Origin of the sequence: Streptomyces roseoverticillatus, assembly GCF_000719265.1 — a bacterium.
GTDB classification, from domain to species: domain Bacteria; phylum Actinomycetota; class Actinomycetes; order Streptomycetales; family Streptomycetaceae; genus Streptomyces; species Streptomyces roseoverticillatus.
In genome coordinates this window covers 16,936-34,009 of record NZ_JOFL01000018.1, presented here as the reverse complement: position 1 = coordinate 34,009, position 17,074 = coordinate 16,936, and the positions used below count along the sequence as shown (strand labels likewise).

13 protein-coding genes are annotated in these 17,074 nt (G+C 73.3%); 6 read left to right on the top strand and 7 right to left on the bottom strand.

From position 1 onward, the window contains the following. Window positions 1-207: 207 nt before the first annotated feature. Window positions 208-1,848 carry a DUF5691 domain-containing protein gene (locus IF61_RS0121855; protein ID WP_030368183.1) on the top strand — a complete coding sequence of 547 codons (1,641 nt, stop codon included), beginning with the start codon at window positions 208-210 and terminating at the stop codon, window positions 1,846-1,848. A 17-nt stretch (window positions 1,849-1,865) separates the two neighbouring features. Here the strand turns inward: IF61_RS0121855 and icmB are convergent, their stop codons facing one another. Further along, window positions 1,866-2,279, bottom strand: a complete 414-nt coding sequence (gene icmB, locus IF61_RS0121850; protein WP_030368182.1) for a coenzyme B12-dependent isobutyryl CoA mutase small subunit — start codon at window positions 2,277-2,279, stop codon at window positions 1,866-1,868. 354 nt (window positions 2,280-2,633) lie between these two features. Between icmB and IF61_RS0121845 the strand changes: the two genes are divergently transcribed. Both IF61_RS0121845 and IF61_RS0121840 read left to right on the top strand, forming a co-directional pair. Then, entirely contained in the window at window positions 2,634-3,506 is an 873-nt protein-coding gene (locus tag IF61_RS0121845) for a lipase family alpha/beta hydrolase (protein WP_030368181.1), read from the top strand. 169 nt (window positions 3,507-3,675) lie between these two features. Next, window positions 3,676-5,382, top strand: coding sequence for a M23 family metallopeptidase (locus tag IF61_RS0121840; protein ID WP_030368180.1), 1,707 nt, complete (start codon window positions 3,676-3,678; stop codon window positions 5,380-5,382). A gap of 180 nt (window positions 5,383-5,562) precedes the next feature. Here the strand turns inward: IF61_RS0121840 and pcrA are convergent, their stop codons facing one another. Next, on the bottom strand, window positions 5,563-8,049 hold the full coding sequence (gene pcrA / locus IF61_RS0121835; protein ID WP_030368179.1) for a DNA helicase PcrA: 2,487 nt from the start codon (window positions 8,047-8,049) through the stop codon (window positions 5,563-5,565). 94 nt (window positions 8,050-8,143) lie between these two features. Further along, window positions 8,144-8,497, bottom strand: a complete 354-nt coding sequence (locus IF61_RS0121830; protein WP_030368178.1) for a hypothetical protein — start codon at window positions 8,495-8,497, stop codon at window positions 8,144-8,146. A 308-nt stretch (window positions 8,498-8,805) separates the two neighbouring features. On the opposite strand from IF61_RS0121830, the gene IF61_RS0121825 reads away from it, so the two are divergent. Continuing rightward, window positions 8,806-9,885 carry a C40 family peptidase gene (locus tag IF61_RS0121825; protein WP_030368177.1) on the top strand — a complete coding sequence of 360 codons (1,080 nt, stop codon included), beginning with the start codon at window positions 8,806-8,808 and terminating at the stop codon, window positions 9,883-9,885. Window positions 9,886-10,088: 203 nt separating this feature from the next. Here the strand turns inward: IF61_RS0121825 and IF61_RS0121820 are convergent, their stop codons facing one another. The 4 genes from IF61_RS0121820 to IF61_RS0121805 all read right to left on the bottom strand — a co-directional run bounded on the left by IF61_RS0121820 (window position 10,089) and on the right by IF61_RS0121805 (window position 15,109). Beyond that, the gene (locus tag IF61_RS0121820) at window positions 10,089-11,204 is read right to left on the bottom strand and encodes an alpha/beta hydrolase (protein WP_030368176.1); all 1,116 of its coding nucleotides are present in this window, start codon (window positions 11,202-11,204) and stop codon (window positions 10,089-10,091) included. Between the two features lie 228 nt (window positions 11,205-11,432). After that, a complete protein-coding gene (locus tag IF61_RS0121815) occupies window positions 11,433-12,116 on the bottom strand; it encodes a LuxR C-terminal-related transcriptional regulator (protein ID WP_030368175.1) in 684 nt (227 codons plus the stop codon). Next, on the bottom strand, window positions 12,113-13,393 hold the full coding sequence (locus IF61_RS0121810; RefSeq protein WP_030368174.1) for an ATP-binding protein: 1,281 nt from the start codon (window positions 13,391-13,393) through the stop codon (window positions 12,113-12,115). Before IF61_RS0121810 ends, IF61_RS0121815 begins: the two co-directional genes overlap by 4 nt. A gap of 111 nt (window positions 13,394-13,504) precedes the next feature. Further along, complete coding sequence (locus IF61_RS0121805; protein ID WP_245684582.1) at window positions 13,505-15,109, bottom strand: serine/threonine-protein kinase; 1,605 nt, start codon at window positions 15,107-15,109, stop codon at window positions 13,505-13,507. A 238-nt stretch (window positions 15,110-15,347) separates the two neighbouring features. Here IF61_RS0121805 and IF61_RS0121800 point away from each other — a divergent pair, with 238 nt between their 5' ends. Both IF61_RS0121800 and IF61_RS0121795 read left to right on the top strand, forming a co-directional pair. Beyond that, window positions 15,348-16,676, top strand: a complete 1,329-nt coding sequence (locus tag IF61_RS0121800) for a PspC domain-containing protein (RefSeq protein WP_030368172.1) — start codon at window positions 15,348-15,350, stop codon at window positions 16,674-16,676. After that, window positions 16,663-16,863, top strand: coding sequence for a hypothetical protein (locus tag IF61_RS0121795; protein WP_030368171.1), 201 nt, complete (start codon window positions 16,663-16,665; stop codon window positions 16,861-16,863). Before IF61_RS0121800 ends, IF61_RS0121795 begins: the two co-directional genes overlap by 14 nt. The last annotated feature ends 211 nt before the right edge of the window (window positions 16,864-17,074 follow it).

The following is a 17,074-nucleotide window of genomic DNA, read 5'->3' as shown; positions in this document are numbered from 1 at the left end:
ACACCTGCCCCTTTCCGCCGGGGGCCGGGGTGCCGAACCAGCCTGATGCGGGCACGGCACCACCGACAACGGCCCTGGGGGCTGATCACCGTCGCGGCGGAGACAGAGGCACAGGCGCCCTTGCCCACCCCGCCGCAACGGCGCGCAACCACACACAACGCACCCGGCGGTGCCGAAGCCGCCGCAAGCCCTACGAAAGGCAGGCGCATGAACCGCACTTGGGACGAGCTCGTCACTACCGCTCTGCTCGGGACCACGCGGCGCATGCCGCCCGTGCCGCCCGTGCGGGTCCGGGGCGGGCAGGACGTGGCCTCGGCGCTGCTGGACGCCGCCGCGGTGGAGACCGTGCGGCGGCGCGCCGGGGCCGTGCCGGCCGTGGCGCGGGCCCGGCCGGAGCCGGCGCCCGGGGACGTACGGCCGCCGCTGCCCCCGGCGGCCCGGCGGCGCCTCGCCCTACTGCTCGCCGACCGCGGCAGCACCGGGGGCGGGCGCCGCGGCGCGGCCCCGGATCTCACGGAGCTGCTGCCGCAATGGCTGGCAGCCGCCAACCGGCACGGCTACCAGGCGCCTGCCGCCCTCCTGCCCGCCCTGCTGGAGGCGGCAAGGGCCCGTACGGACCTGCGCTCGGAGGCGCTCGTGCTCGGCGGCCCGAGAGCGCGGTGGCTGGCCGGGCTCAACCCGCAGTGGAAGTACGCGCTGCGGGCCGGCCCCGCCGCGGGCCCGGCCGCCGCGGGGCCCGCGGACAGCCGCGTGTGGGAGGAGGGGCTCTTCGCCGAGCGGGCCGCGTACCTCACATCCCTGCGGCGGCGCGACCCCGCGGCGGCCCGCGAGCTGCTCGCGGGGGCGTGGCCGACGGAGCGGGCCGAGGACCGCCTGATGTTCCTGGACGTGCTGCGCGAGGGGCTGTCCGCGGCGGATGAGCCGTTCCTGGAGCGCACCCTGTCGGACCGCAGCCGCAACGTCCGGGCGACCGCGGCGGAGCTGCTGTCCGCGCTCCCGGGCTCGGCGCTCGCGGCCCGGATGGCGGAGCGGGCCCGCAGCTGCGTGTCCCTGGACCGCACGGGCGGCACGGGCATCACGGGCTTCGGCGAGGGCCCGCGGATCACGGTGGAGGCGCCGCACGAGTGCGACAAGGACATGCAGCGCGACGGCGTCGTCGTGAAGCCGCCCTCCGGGCGCGGGGAGCGCTCGTGGTGGCTGAGCCAGATCGTGGAGGCGGCCCCGCTGGCGGCGTGGCGCGAGCGGTTCGGCGGGCGGAGTCCGGCGGGGATCGTGGCGCTGCCGGTCACCGACGGCTGGCAGCCGGAGCTGCACGCGGCCTGGTGCAGGGCCGCGGTCCGGCAGCGGGACGCGGAGTGGGCGCGGGCGCTGCTCGGCCCGGCGTCGGAGCCGCCCGCGGCCGAGGGCACGTCGTGGAGGGACCCGGCGAAGCTGTTGTCGGCGCTGCCGCCGGAGGAGCGGGCGGAGTGGGTGGCGGAGTTCGTCTCGGCGCACGGCCTGTCGGACGCGTTCCGGCTGCTGGGCGTGTGCGCGGTGCCGTGGGCGGAGCCGCTGGGCCGGGCGATCGTGGACGCCCTGGACACCGCCCGCGACGCGGGCGGCTATCCGTGGAGCTTCAGCGGGGTGATGGGCCTGGCCGAGCGCTGCCTGGACCCGGCGCAGGCCGACCGGCTGGAGGTGCTGACCGCGCAGCCGCAGGAGCCGGACGGCGGCCCGGCCGCACCCGGCGCCGCGGCGGCCGGCGCGGGCGCCTACTGGGGGGAGGCGTTCCAGCGGCTCGTGGGCACGCTGCGGCTGCGCGCCACGATGCTGGCCGAGCTCTCCGGCCCGGCCGGGCGGCCCGCCTGAGGCGGGCCGCGGCGCCGTCAGGCCTCCGTCGGCTGGCGGACGTTCGCGTTGACCCACTCCACGATCGAGGCCGTCGTGGCCCCGGGGGTGAAGATCGCGGCGACGCCCTGCTCCTTCAGCGGCGGGATATCCGCCTCGGGGATGATCCCGCCGCCGAAGACCTTGATGTCCTCCGCGTCGCGCTCGCGGAGCAGCTCCAGGACCTTGGCGAAGAGGGTGTTGTGGGCGCCGGAGAGGATGGACAGGCCGATCGCGTCGGCGTCCTCCTGGATGGCGGTGTCCACGATCTGCTCGGGCGTCTGGTGGAGGCCGGTGTAGATGACCTCCATGCCGGCGTCGCGCAGCGCCCGCGCGATGACCTTCGCGCCGCGGTCATGGCCGTCCAGTCCCGGCTTGGCCACCACTACGCGGATCGGACCGGTCACTCCCATCACTGCCTCCATGTACGACCGCCGGTAACCGGCGCCCAGGGATGTGAACGAACGTTATCTCCAGCATCCCGCACGCGGCTGTTTCGCGGTGCGGAGCGAGGGGGAAATCACACGTGGGACAACACGTCGCTACGCACCGTCCGCGCGCTTCCGCGTCTTACGGGTCGCCCAGCCACCCGCGTCGCCGGGGCGGCGAGTCTTAGGGCGGTCGCGAGGGGAGCCGCGGGTGAGGCCGCCGCACCACTGTGCCGACAGCCGCACGGCACAGCGGTGCGGCCGTCCGCGCGCAGCTGCCCATGGGCGCACACGGGGGACGACAGCCGCGCTTCCCGGGTGCCGTTCGGGAGGCCGGCCATGAGGACCAGAACCCTGCCGTTCATCACCATCCTCGCCGCACTCCTGCGCCCGTCGACCGCGCTCATCCGGTCCTCGGTGCTGGAGCTGGCGATACTCACCGGTCATCTGCTGCTGTACCCGACCGGGGTGGTGCAGGAGCGGCCGCCGCCGCGGCGGGCGCTGCCCGCGCTCCCGGGCGCCGGCGACACGCCCGACACGCCCGCACTGCACGAATCCGTCGAAACAGAACAAGAAGGTCATCTGCCTGTTCTGTTGCTGCACGGCTTCATCGACAACCGTTCGGTGTTCGTCCTGTTGCGCAGATCCCTGCGCCGGCACGGCTGGAAACAGGTCGAATCCCTCAACTACTCGCCCCTGACCTGCGACATCCGCACCGCGGCCCGGCTGCTGGGCCGGCACGTGGAGGACATCTGCGCCCGCACCGGGCAGCAGCGGGTCGACGTAGTGGGGCACAGCCTCGGCGGCCTGATCGCGCGGTACTACGTCCAGCGGATGGGCGGGGACGTCCGCGTCAGGGTCCTGGTCACGCTCGGCACCCCGCACTCCGGCACGCGCGCGGCCTCCCTCCTGACCGCGCATCCCCTGGTGCGCCAGATGCACCCGGGATCGGACGTCGTCGGCGAACTCGCGGGCCCCGCACCGGATTGCGCAACGCATTTCATCAGTTTCTGGAGCGACCTGGACCAATTGATGGTGCCCGTGGAATGCGCGCGCATCGACCACCCGGATCTGAGCGCGCGCAATGTGCGGGTGACGGGCGTGGGACACCTGGCGCTGCCCGTGCACTGGGAGGTAGCGGCCGGCATCCGACAGGCCCTGACCACGGAAGAAACAGCGGAGGATGCTTCGGGAGCGGCTTCCGTCGCCTGAAAACCGAACGCAAGTCGAACGTCAAATCGGTTTTCGTGGGTTCAGTCCGCCAAAAGGCGGCCAAATGCCCGGACCCCCGCCGCCCGAAACGTGACGAAGATTGTCGCCGTACCGTACCGCCGGGTACAGTCGCCGCTAATTCTCCTCCCTCGGCGAAAGAGACGTGGTGGTGAACGACCGTCACCCGGCGGCGGGCCCCGGCCCGTCCGTCCCCGCTCAGGACGGCTCCTACGGGCACTACGCGTCGTACGGTCAGCAGAGCGCACCGCACAACTACACCGGGTACGACGGTTACGACGGCTATGACAGCGGCCAGTGGGAGACCACGGGCTGGGGGCAGTCCCCGGACGGGACCTGGGGGAACAGCACCACGAGCCAGTGGGGCGCCACCGGCCAGACCCAGATCTGGGACTTCAGCGCCTACACCGCCGTGGACACCGGGCAGGCCGACGCCACCGGCCAGTGGGACACCTCCGGCGCCATCGCGACTCCCCCCACGGGGCAGTGGGACACGAGCGCCATGACGCCGAGCGCCTGGGGCGCCGGCGGTGCCTACGACACCTCCGGGCACTGGGAGATGACCGGGCAGGGCGGCTTCTCCGCGCAGCAGCCCGCCGCCGACCCGTCGATGGCGCAGGCGCACGCGCAGGGCCAGAGCTGGGACACGAGCGGCACCGGGCAGTTCTCCTCCTGGGACACCGGCGCCGGGCAGGCCGCCGCACAGGGCCAGTGGGACGTCTCCGGGCAGTGGGACACCTCGGGCGCCCAGAACCAGTGGGACACCGGCGCCGGGCAGACCCAGATCTGGGACACCAGCGCGTACACCGCCACGGACGCGGGCCGGGGCCCCGAGGCCGGCGAGCCGCAGCACGCCCCGACCCTCATGACCGACCTCTCCGGCATCGAGGCGATGGAAGCGGCGCTGGAGGCCGCGGCCGACGCGGGCGCCCCGCAGGCCGGCCCCGAGGGTGGCCTCTCCCCCGCCGGTGCCGTCGCGAACGCCGAGACGCAGGCCATGCTGTTCGTTCCCCCGGCCGGCGACGGCGACGTCCCGGGCCCGGGCGACGACACCCCCGGCGAGGCCCGCCCCCACGGCGGCGAGACCCGCGGCCGCGACGCCCACTCGCGGGCCGGCCGCCGCAAGAGCGCCCCGTCCCGCACCGGCTACCGCCCCCGCCGCAAGGCCCTGCTGACCATCGCCGTGCCCTCGGCCGCCGTCATAGGGGTCGCCGGGATCGCCGCCGCAACCGTCTCCGGCGGGCAGAGCGACAGCAAGCCCCAGGCCGCCTCCGCCCCCGACAACGCCCCCGCCCCGGCCATGGCCAACAGCAAGCTGGACACCCAGCTCGCGAGCCTCAGCCACGGCGCCGACGACTTCGCGACCCGCGCCAACCGCACCCAGGAGCGCATCGACCTCAAGGCGCGCCAGGAAGCGGAGAAGAAACGTAAAGCGGAGGAAGCGGCCCGCAAGGAGGCCGAGCGGCCGAAGTACTCCCTCCCCGTCACGCAGCACGGCCTCAGCGCGATGTACGGCCAGGCGGGCGTCAACTGGATGTCGGTGCACACCGGCATCGACTTCCCCGTCGCCTACGGCACGCCCGTCATGGCCGCCACGGACGGCACGGTCCGCACGCAGTACAACGTGGCCTACGGGAACATGGCCATAGTGACCTCGCCCGACGGCGTCGAGACCTGGTACTGCCACCTGAGCAGCACCAAGCTCCGGTCCGGCCAGGTCAAGGCCGGTGACGTCATCGCCTACTCCGGCAACTCCGGCAACTCCACCGGCCCGCACCTGCACTTCGAAGTGCGGCCCGGCGGCTCGGCCGTCGACCCGCTGCCGTGGCTGCGGTCGCACGGCTTCGACCCGACGTAGCGATCCCGGCCGACGAACGCGCCGGTTGCGGACAGCGTCCATTCCGCCGGACCCTCGCTGTTGTGGTGATCGCCGTTGCGGCGGGCAACTTTCTTCCGCCGCAACGACGAGCAGGCGAGACGGCGTGTCCCGGCGGTGCCGAACCGGGCCGCAGCCCCTGCCGGATATCCGCCGGAAGGGCTACAGCTTCTCGACCGGCGCGTACCGCAGGAGCAGCCGCTTCGGCTTCTCCTCGCCGAAGTCGACCGTGGCCTCGGCGTTGTCACCACTGCCCTTGACGGCGACGACGGTGCCGAGCCCGAACGAGTCGTGCGTGACGCGGTCGCCCACGGCGAGCGCCACCACCGGCCGGTCCTTCGCACGGCGCGTGGCGAAGCCGGACGGGCCGGCCTTGCGCGACGTGAAGCCCGACGTGATCCCGGAGCCCAGCCCACCGCCCGAGCTCCCCGAGCCGATCGAGCTCATCGACGCCGACGGCTTCGACGGCCCGGTGCGCCGCCACTGCACGTACCGGTCCGGGATCTCCTCCAGGAACCGCGACGGAGGGTTGTACGCGGGCTGGCCCCAGGCGCTGCGCATGCTCGCGCGCGTCAGGTACAGCCGCTCGCGGGCGCGGGTGATGCCCACGTAGGCGAGGCGCCGCTCCTCCTCCAGCTCCTTGGTCTGGCCGAGGGCGCGCATGTGCGGGAAGACGCCGTCCTCCATGCCGGTGAGGAAGACGACGGGGAACTCCAGGCCCTTCGCCGTGTGGAGGGTCATCAGCGTGATGACGCCCGTGCCCTCCGCGTCCTCGTCGGGGATCTGGTCGGAGTCGGCGACGAGGGCGACCTTCTCCAGGAACTCGGCCAGCGTGCCGGGGTTCTCGGCGCCCTCCGCGGAGGCGCGCTCCTGCTCGAACTCCAGGGCCACGGCCGCGAGCTCCTGCAGGTTCTCCACGCGGGTCTCGTCCTGGGGGTCGGTGGAGGCCTGCAGCTCGGCGAGGTAGCCGGTGCGCTCCAGGACCGCCTCCAGCACCGTGGCCGGGCCGGCACCGGACTCGACGATGGTGCGGAGCTCCTCCATCAGGACGTTGAAGCGCTTAACCGCGTTCGCCGAGCGGGCGGCCATGCCGTAGGCCTCGTCGACGCGGCGCAGCGCCTGCGAGAAGCTGATCTTCTCGCGCAGCGACAGGGCGTCGATCATGGCCTCGGCGCGCTCGCCGATGCCGCGCTTGGGCACGTTGAGGATGCGGCGCAGCGGGACGGTGTCCTCGGGGTTGGCGAGGACGCGCAGGTAGGCCAGGACGTCGCGGACCTCCTTGCGCTCGTAGAAGCGCACGCCGCCGACGACCTTGTAGGGCAGGCCGACGCGGATGAGGATCTCTTCGAAGACGCGGGACTGGGCGTTGGTGCGGTAGAAGACGGCGACGTCGCCCGCCTTGGCGTCGCCGGCGTCCGTGAGGCGGTCGATCTCGTCGGCGACGAACTGGGCCTCGTCGTGCTCGGTGTCGGCGACGTAGCCCGTGATGTCCGGGCCGGCGCCGGCCTCGGTCCACAGGTTCTTCGGGCGGCGGCTCTCGTTGCGCTCGATGACCGCGTTGGCGGCGCTGAGGATCGTCTGCGTGGAGCGGTAGTTCTGCTCCAGGAGGATCGTCGTGGCGTCGGGGTAGTCCTCCTCGAACTGGAGGATGTTGCGGATCGTGGCGCCGCGGAAGGCGTAGATCGACTGGTCGGCGTCGCCGACGACGCACAGCTCGGCCGGGCCCTCCTCGGGCGTGGTGTCCGTGCCCGCGGTGCCGACGAGCTCGCGCACCAGGGTGTACTGCGCGTGGTTGGTGTCCTGGTACTCGTCGACCAGGACGTGCCGGAAGCGGCGGCGGTAGTGCTCGGCCACGTCCGGGAAGGCCTGGAGCAGGTGGACCGTGGTCATGATGATGTCGTCGAAGTCGAGGGCGTTGGCCTCGCGCAGCCGCGACTGGTACATCGCGTACGCCTCGGCGAGCGTCTTCTCGAAACCGTCGGCCGCCTGCGCGGCGAAGGCCTCCTCGTCGATGAGCTCGTTCTTGAGGTTGGAGATCTTCGCGCTGAAGGACTTCGGCGGGAACTTCTTCGGGTCGAGATCGAGGTCCCGGCAGACGAGCGCCATGAGCCGCTTGGAGTCGGCGGCGTCGTAGATCGAGAAGGAGGAGGTGAAGCCGAGCTTCTTGCTCTCGCGGCGCAGGATCCGCACGCACGCGCTGTGGAACGTCATCACCCACATGGCGTTGGCGCGGGGGCCGACGAGCTGCTCGACGCGCTCCTTCATCTCGCCCGCGGCCTTGTTGGTGAAGGTGATCGCGAGGATCTGGCCGGGGTGCACGTGCCGGGAGCCGAGCAGGTGGGCGATGCGGTGGGTGAGCACGCGCGTCTTGCCGGAGCCAGCGCCGGCGACGATGAGCAGCGGGGAGCCCGTGTGCACCACGGCGGCGCGCTGCTGGTCGTTCATGCCCTCCAGCAGCGCGGCCGGGTCCACGACGGGCCGGTGGGCGCCGTCGCGGTAGTAGGCCTCGCGGGGGACGGGCACGTCGAACGCGCCCTGGAAGAGGTCGTGCGGCACCGGCTCCGGGGCCGCGTCCTCCGGGGGCGGGGGGTGCTCCTCGCCCGCGGGGCCGAGGTCCGCCAGGAAGCTGTCGTCAAAGAGGCTGCTCATCGCCTCCCGAGTCTAGGCCGCCCCACTGACACCCGGCCCCGCATTCCGGGCGACAGTGGTCACCCCCACAGCCGGGGGCGGCGCCCGCCGCTGGTCACACCCACATCACGGCGATGAAGATGTTGGCCGCGGTGAGCGCGCCCACGGTGCCGAAGACCGGGGCCGGGACCTTCTCGTCGTCGCGCTTGACGTAGACGAGGCCGAGGATCACGACGAGCAGCGCCAGCTTGGTGCCGAGCTTGACCATGTTGAGGGTGTCGTCCTGGGACTGGTGGAGGCCCACCAGGGCCACGCCGGTGACCAGCATGGTCAGCGCGCCGTGCAGCATGGCGGGCACCATGCGCGCCTCGCCCTTGCCCATGGCCTTCATCTGGGTCATGAAGCCGCCGAGCAGCGCGCCGATGCCGACGATGTGCAGGCCGACGACGGCGTGAATGAGTACGTCCATGGGGCCGAACCCTAGCCGGGGCCATATCACCCGCCGGCAGCCAGGTGGGGCGCAATCGCCACTTCGGTCACGCGCGGCATGCATCCCTCCGCGGGGGCGGGGCCGACATGATCACCGCTCAGCGCCGCCTGATCGATTTCATCCACTACCGGTCATCCGCGTTCTGGAGCGTGACCTTGCGGAATAGCGTCCTGGCGCAGACGGCGGCGGCCCGCACGCTCCCCCCTCGTGGCGGGCCGCCGCCGGCACCGTCCGGCGGCGGCCACCCGGTCCCGCGGGCGGAGCAGGAACAGCAGGTCTGGAAGGAAGTGACGGCCGGCGTGGCAGCAGCGCACCGCAAGCCCAGGCAGCACCCGCTCACCAGCGGCTCCGTTCGGACCGCGGCCGGCCTCGCCCTCGCGGGCGCCGCCACCGCCACGGTCGCGGGCGGCACCGCGCAGGCCGCTCCCCCGCCTTCCACGGCACAGCTCAGAGCCCAGGTCGACCGGTACTACCAGGAGGCCGAGGAGGCCACCGAGCGCTACAACGGCGCCAAGGAGAAGGCCGACAGGGCCGAGGCCGGCCTGGAGGGGCTGCGGGACCAGGCCGCCCGCAGGACCGAGCGGCTCAACGCCGCCCGCAACGCCCTGGGCTCCTACGCCACCGCCCAGTACCGCGAGGGCGGCATGCCGGCGAGCGTGCAGCTGATCCTGTCCTCCTCCCCCGGCCAGTACCTGGAGCGGGCCTCGCTCGCCCATCAGGCGGGCAGCAGGCAGGCCGTCGCCGTCAAGCGCTACGAGCGCGAGGTGCGGGAGGTGCAGCAGGTCCGTACGGCCGCCGACGCCCGCCTCGCGGAGCTCAAGCACGAGCAGGCCGGCCTCGCCCGCCACAAGCACGACGTCGAGGGCAGGCTCGCGCAGGCGCGGCGCGTGCTGGCGGAGCTGCCGGACGAGGAGCGGGCCGCCGTGGAGCGCGGGGACGCCGCGGGCGCGGTGCGCGGCGCCACGACGGTCGTCCGGGCCGACCGCTCCGACCTGCGGGAGGGCGTGCAGGTCCCCACGGAGCGGGCCGCGCGGGCGGTGGCGTTCGCGTACGCCGCGCTCGGCAAGCCCTACGTGTGGGGGGCGACCGGTCCCGCCGCCTTCGACTGCTCGGGCCTCACCCAGGCCGCCTGGCAGGCGGCCGGCGTCTCGCTGCCGCGCACCACGTACACGCAGATCAACGCGGGCCGGCGGGTCTCCAGGAGCGCGCTCGCCCCCGGCGACCTGGTGTTCTTCTACTCCGGCATCAGCCACGTGGGGCTCTACGTCGGCGGCGGGAAGATGATCCACGCCCCGCACCCGGGTGCGCCGGTACGGGTCGCGCCGGTCGACGAGATGCCGTTCGCGGGGGCGGCTCGTCCTGTGTGACCACGTGTGGCTTGCGGTGGCCGCGCACCCCGCCGGACTCTCGCCGTCGTGGCATTTCGCCGTCGCGGCGGAAGGAATTGCCCGGCGGCGCCCGGCACGCCACAGCCGCGGGCTGTTTCTTCCGCCGCAACGGCGAAGCGCCACAACGCAGGGAACCGGCGGTGCCGGACCCCCGCAGCCCGGTGCGGACCCCGCTGGAGGCGTTACGGCTTGATCTGCTGTGACAGCCACTTGAAGACGTCGGGGACCTGCCGCTTCCACACGGCCGTGCCGTGGCCGCCCGCGCCCGCGGGGACCTTCGTCACCTGCACGGTCGTCGGCGGCTTGGCCGCCTGCTTGAGCGCCACACCGCCCTGGTAGCCGTCGCCCTCCGCGCCGGAGACGAACAGCGCCACGTGCGGCGGCGTCTTGGCGCGCTGGAGGATCTTGAGCGGGTTGTTCTCCTCGCGCAGCCCGGGCGTCTTCGCCGTGAGCGACGAGGGCTCGCCGATGGGGTCGTTGTAGCCGGAGAGGCTCACGCCGGCGCGGTAGCGGTCGGGGTGGGCGACGGCCAGCTTGGCGGCGCAGTGCGCGCCCGCCGAGTAGCCCGCGACGGCCCAGCCGTCGGGCTTCTCCTGCGCGCGGAAGGTGTCCGTGACCATCTTGCGGACGTCGACGCTCAGCCAGGTGTCGGCGTTGACCTTGCCGGGGATGTTGGCGCAGCCGGTGTCGGTGTCGCCGAGGAGGGTGGTGCGGGGCGCCACGATGATGAAGGGCTCGACCTCGCCCTTCTCCATCATCGGCTTGAGCTGGGTATTGACCTCCAGCGTGCCGAACCAGGCCTTCGCCGAGCCCGGGAAGCCCGGGAGGACCTCGACGACGGGGAACTTCTTGTCCTTGTACGCGGGGTCGTCGTACTGCGGCGGCAGCCAGACGTACACCTCGCCCTCGACGCCCGATATGTGGCCCTTGAACTGGGTCTCCTGGACCCCGGGGCCCATCCGCTTGTCGGACGCGGGCGTGAACTTCTGCGGGTGCTTGGGTTCCTCGTCGACCTTCTTGCCGCCGGTGCCGTCGGGGCCGAGGTCGGCCGCGGTCCGGACGTGGTCGCCGGTGCCGAGGAGGTCGTCCCAGTTGTCGAAGAGGCCGTTGGCGTTGTTGACGATCACGAACACCATGGCGATGGCGGTGACCTGGGCGAACAGCAGCATGAACAGCCGCGCCGCGTGCCGCAGCGGCTTGGGGCCGCCGATCCTGCCCCACAGGGCGAGGGGCAGGACGAGGGCCACGACGACCAGCGCGACCGTGGTGAGGAGGAAGGGCGTCCCCGTCAGGCTCATCGGGCTCTCGTTTCGGATCTCGGGCCCCGCGCGGGGCCGGGGCCCTGCGTGAGTGAGAGCCTCTCGTCCGTTCAAGAGGGCCGGTGCGCCGCGGAGGTTCCTCGCCGTCCCCTGTATGGCGCACGCTTATCCGAATTCGGGCCCGGCCGCCGGGGACAATCCGGAAGCCGGGGTTCAGACCAGGCCGTGGGGCTCGAACCCGGCCGGAGGGGACCGGACCGGGCGGGATCAGACCAGGCGGCGCGCGGTCGCCCAGCGGGTGAGCTCGTGGCGGTTGGAGAGCTGGAGCTTGCGCAGCACCGCCGAGACGTGCGACTCGACGGTCTTCACCGAGATGAAGAGCTGCTTGGCGATCTCCTTGTACGCGTAGCCGCGGGCGATCAGGCGCAGCACCTCGCGCTCGCGCTGGGTGAGCCGGTCGAGGTCCTCGTCGACGGGCGGGGCGTCGGTGGAGGCGAAGGCGTCGAGGACGAAGCCGGCCAGCCGCGGGGAGAAGACAGCGTCGCCGTCCTTGACCCGGAAGACCGCGTCGACGAGGTCCGTGCCGGTGATGGTCTTGGTGACGTAGCCGCGGGCGCCGCCGCGGATGACGCCGATGACGTCCTCGGCGGCGTCCGAGACGGACAGCGCGAGGAAGCGGACCGGGCGCTCGGGGTCGGTCATCAGGGAGGCGCTACGGCGCAGCACCTCGACCCCGCCGCCGCCGGGCAGGTGGACGTCGAGCAGGACGACCTCGGGGCGGGTGGCGGTGATGACGGTGACCGCCTGGTCGACGTCGGCGGCCTCGCCGACGACCTCGACGCCCGTCCGGTCGGTGGCCCCGATCTCGGCCTGCACGCCCGTACGGAACATGCGGTGGTCGTCCACCAGCACGACCCGTGCGTGGCGCTGCACCGTCTCTTCGGTCGTCATGACGCGTTCTCCGCCCTCTCCATTTCCAGCTCCACTTCGGTTCCCCCACCGGGCACGGACCGCAGCCGGGCCGTGCCGCCGTTGCGCTGCATCCGGCCGATGATGGACTCGCGGACGCCCATGCGGTCGTCCGGCACCGCGTCCAGGTCGAAGCCGGGGCCGCGGTCGCGCACGGAGAGAAAGACCGTACGCCCCTCGACCTCGGCGTACACCTGGACGGCGCCGCCCTCGCCACCGTACTTGGCGGCGTTGACCATGGCCTCACGGGCGGCTTGCATCTGGGCGGCGAGGCGCTCGTCGAGCGGGCAGTCGCCGACGACGACCACCTCTATGGGCACGCCGTGGTAGTCCTCGACCTCGGCGGCGGTGGCCTTGACGGCCTCGGCCAGGGTGTCGGGCTGCTCGGCCTCGTCCTTCCCGCGGCCCTCCGGCTTGTAGAGCCAGGCGCGCAGCTCGCGCTCCTGGGCGCGGGCCAGGCGGGCCACCTCCCGGGCGTCCTCGGCGTTGCGCTGGATCAGGGTGAGGGTGTGCAGGACGGAGTCGTGGACGTGGGCCGCGACCTCGGCCCGCTCCTGGGCTCGGATGCGCATCGTGCGCTCGGCGGAGAGGTCCTGGGTCATGCGGACGACGGAGGGACCGGCCAGCAGCGCTATGCCGACCAGTACGGCCAGGGATGCCTGCAGGACCGAGCCGAGGTGTGCGGCGGAGCCCTGGAGGACGACGATGCCCGTCACGCCGGCGGCGGCGAGGGCGACGCCGGCCGCGCCGCGCGCGAGCGGCAGGACCCGCTTGCTGCGGCCGACCTCCATCCAGTGCGCCCGGCGGGCGTTGTCGGTCTGGCGCCAGACGAGGGCGACGCCGGCGCCGACCAGCAGCAGCGGCCAGATGTAGGCGTTGGCGCGGCCGAGGTGGAGGTTGTCCACGAAGATCGCGGCGGCGATGACGAGGGCGGCGAGGGCGACGACCTGCCCGCGGTCGGGCTTGCGGGCGAGGAGGCGCCGGCGGCCGTCGGGGGCCGTCTCGGCGGGCACCGGGCGCGGGGCCTCGACGCCGCCCACGCCGAGCGGCACCACGAACCAGAACACCGCGTAGAGCACGGCGCCCATGCCCTGGGCCAGCAGCAGCGCGACGAAGACCAGGCGCACCCAGGACACCGGCAGGCCCAGGTGACCGGCGAGCCCGCGCGCGACACCGCCGAACATGCGGCCCTCGGCGCTGCGGTAGAGCTTGCGCAGCGGCGGGGCGTCGGGGTGCTGCGGACGGGACGGGGCGGTCATGTACTGATCGTCACATGTCCGCAGGGGCCGTGGCATCAGGGTTCGCCCCTGACGGGACCCCTAGTCGGGCGGGGCCGACCGGCGGGAGGCGGTCAGCGGGCGTCGGACCGGTCAGCGGGCGTCGGACCGGAACCCTTCCCTGACCGCGTCGAAGACCGGGCTGTGCTTGTGCCAGTCGGCCTTGGGCGCGGAGAGGTAGATCGCGTACTCCTTCTCGCCGGGGCGCCCGAACCCGAGGTCGGCGGCCCGGTACTCGCGCGCCCGGCCCTTCCAGGAGAACTCCCAGACCGCCGCGGGCATCCCGCGGTACTCCGTGCTCTGCATGCGCAGCTGCGCGTAGCCGGGGAGCTTGCCTTCCTTGAGGGACTTGGCCTCGTCGTCCTTCCAGCGCTGGAGGGGGTCGCTGCTCGCGAGGTCGAGGACGGAGACCCGCAGGCCGACCAGTCCGCTCGGGTCGACGTAGAGGATCTCGTCGCTGTCCTTGAGCTTTCCGCGCTTCCAGCCGTCGGGCACGGGGAAGGAGATCCCGGCCTCCTTCTCCGTCACCAGGTGGTAGCCGGCCGGCGGCGGCTTCGGCGCCGCGCTCGGGCTCGCCTTGCCGCTCGGGTGCGCGGAGGCGTCCTGGCCGGGTGCGGCCTGGGGAGGGGTGTCGTCGTCGTCCGCCTGGCCCTGGGTCAGGAAGAACGCGCCGGCCGCGAGGCCCGCGACGGTGACGAGGGCGAGGGCGCTCCACAGGACGGGGCGGCGGCTGCGACCGGTGGCGGTGGCGGCCGTGGGGGCGGCGGGGGCCGCGGACTTCGTCGGCGCCGTCAGCTCGGTGAGAGCGGCGGGGGCGGCGGCAGCGGTGGGGGCCGTGGCGGCGGTCGCCGTCGTTGTGCCGCGGTCCGGCCGGTCGTCCCAGGGGGCGGTCACGGGGGCGGCGGGGCGGGGCCCGGGGACGGATGCGGCGGACATGTGCGCCGTGTCCGCTTCTGCCGCCGGCTCGCGCAGGATCTGCTCGGCCAGGTCGGCCGGGGGCCGCACGGCCGGGTCCTTGGCGAGCAGGGTCTCGATGAGCCGGGTGAGCTCGCCCGCGTTGCGCGGGGGCTCCAGGGGGTCCATGGCGATCGCGTACGCCGTCTCGACGGCCGTGTCCTTGCGGAACGGCGGGCGGCCCTCCAGGGCCTGGTACAGCGTCGCGCCGAGCGCCCACAGGTCGGAGGCGGGCCCGGGCTTGGCGCCCTTGACCCGCTCGGGCGCGATGTAGTCGATCGAGCCGACCATCTCGCCGGTCTTGGTGAGCGTGGAGGTGCCGGTGGACTGGGCGATGCCGAAGTCGGTGAGGACGACCCGGCCGTCGTCGCCGAGCAGCACGTTGCCCGGTTTCACGTCGCGGTGGAGCACCCCGGCCGCGTGGGCCGCGCGGAGCGCCGCGATCATGCCGCGGCCGATGCGGGCCGCTTCCTCCGGGGTGACGGTCCCGTGCTTGAGGACGTCGCCGAGCGTTTTCGAGGGCACGTACTCCATGACGATGCAGGGCAGGCCGTGGTCGTCGACCACGTCGTGCACGACGACCACGTTGGGGTGGGTGATCCGGGCGGCGCTGCGGGCCTCGCGGCGGGTGCGCTCGTAGAGCGTGGCGAGCTCGTCGTCGTCCAGGTACGGCGAGACGTGCAGCTGCTTGAGCGCGACCTGACGGTCGAGCAGCTCGTCCTGGGCGCGCCAGACCGTGCCCATGCCGCCGCGGCCTATGCGGTCGACGAGGCGGTACCGCCCGGCGACCAGCCGGCCGTGGTCCTGCCACGGACCGGACACCGCCTGTCCGGGCACTGACCCATCCACCCCGAAGCCCTCCGGTTCCCCTGCTGTGCTGTGTCGCGACACGATATACGGCACCTTCTCAGGGGCGATCTCAGGGAACGGCCAGGGTTGCAGAGTGTGCCGCAAGCGCGTTCCGGTTGACACCATGTTCTGTATGACCGACACACCCACACCCCAGGACGCGCATCAGGCGGGTCCGGTTCACGGTGATCCGCAGGACGCCCGGCCGCCGCTGCGGCGCAGCCGTGAGCAGAAGGTGGTCTCCGGCGTGTGCGGCGGCCTCGGCCGCTTCTTCGACGTCGACCCCGTGATCTTCCGGGTGGTGCTCGGTGTGCTGGCGGTCTCCGGCGGCCTGGGCCTGATCCTCTACGGCTTCGCGTGGCTGCTGATCCCCCTGGAGGGCGAGGAGGAGAACGAGGCCCGGCGGATGCTCTCGGGCCGCGTGGACGGCCCGGCGCTGACGGCGGTGCTGTGCGCGCTGGTGGGCTGCGGCCTGTTCCTGTCGATGCTCAACAACAGTGCGGTGATGTCCTTCGCGCTGATGCTGACGGCCGTCATGGCCGGCGCGTCCTACTGGTCGCACCACCGCCACGAGCCCGGCGGCGAGGCCGCCGTGTCCGCGGCGCAGAAGACGCACAAGGCGCAGAAGACGGCGGCACCGCCGCCCGAGACCAAGGCGCCGCCCGCGCCGGGCAGCCCCTCCTGGTGGCGCGACCCGATCATCAAGGACGGCACGACGGGCCCGATCGGCGCCGGCACCGGCTATCTGTGGGGGCCGGACGACGGCCCGCGGGCCGCGGAGGAGCAGGTCCCGCTCAGGCTCCGCCCCGCGCCCGCCGTGACACCGCTCGGGGGCACGCCGCTCGGCGGCTGGACGTTCCTGGTCGCCGTCGTCGCCCTCGCGCTCGGCACCGGCCTCGCCTGGCGCCACCAGCCGCTCGGCACCTGCCTGGAGATCGGCCTGGCCTGCGCGCTGGCCGTCTTCGGCCTCGGCATCACCGTCAGCTCCCGCTACGGCCGCACCGGCGGCGGCACGGTCGTCGCCGCCGTCCTCACCGCCCTCCTGCTGGCAGGCGCTGCGGCCCTGCCGAAGTCGGTCTCCACCCAGTGGACGCACTCCACCTGGCGCCCGGAGACCGTGGCCGCCGTCCGCGACGAGTACCGCGTGGGCAGCGGCGTGGGCGAGCTCGACCTCACCGGCCTGCCGTGGCAGCGGGGCGGCACGGTCAGCACCCGCGCGGAGGTGGGCGCGGGACAGCTCAAGCTGATCGTCCCGGACGATGTCACGGCCCGGATCACCATGGATGTCGGCGTGGGCGACATCCGCCTCCCCGGCGAGGCGCGCGACGACGTCGACGTCCGCCCGGGGCAGAAGAAGCACGTCACGCTGGAGCCGCGGTCCGGGAAGCCCTCCCGCGGCACTCTTGAGATCCGGCTCAAGGCCGGTATCGGTCAGGTGGAGGTGGACCGTGCGTCGTCATGACTTCGAGCCGGGGAAGCTGGTGGTCGGGCTCGTGCTGCTGGTGTGCGCGGCCGCGTACCTGGGGGCGGCCCGCGGAGATCTGCACTTCCCTTCGTACGCGCTGCTGCCCGTGCTGGCGGCGGGGTTCTGCCTCGCGGGCGTGGTGTCGTCGGTGGCGTTCGCGGTACGGCGGCGCCGACGGCACTAGCGTGTGTGCGTGCCGGGCTCCGGTGACCAGGTATTTCGCCGGACCGTCGCCGCGGGGGTACGTCGCCGTGGCGGCGGGGTCATTTCCTGGACCCGCGGGCCGCCTTGCCCGAGGGCTTACCGGCCGGCTTCCCTGCCGCCTTGCCCGAGGGCTTACCCGCCGGCTTCCCTGCCGGCTTGCGGGAGGGCTTGGCCGGCGACTTACGGGGTGA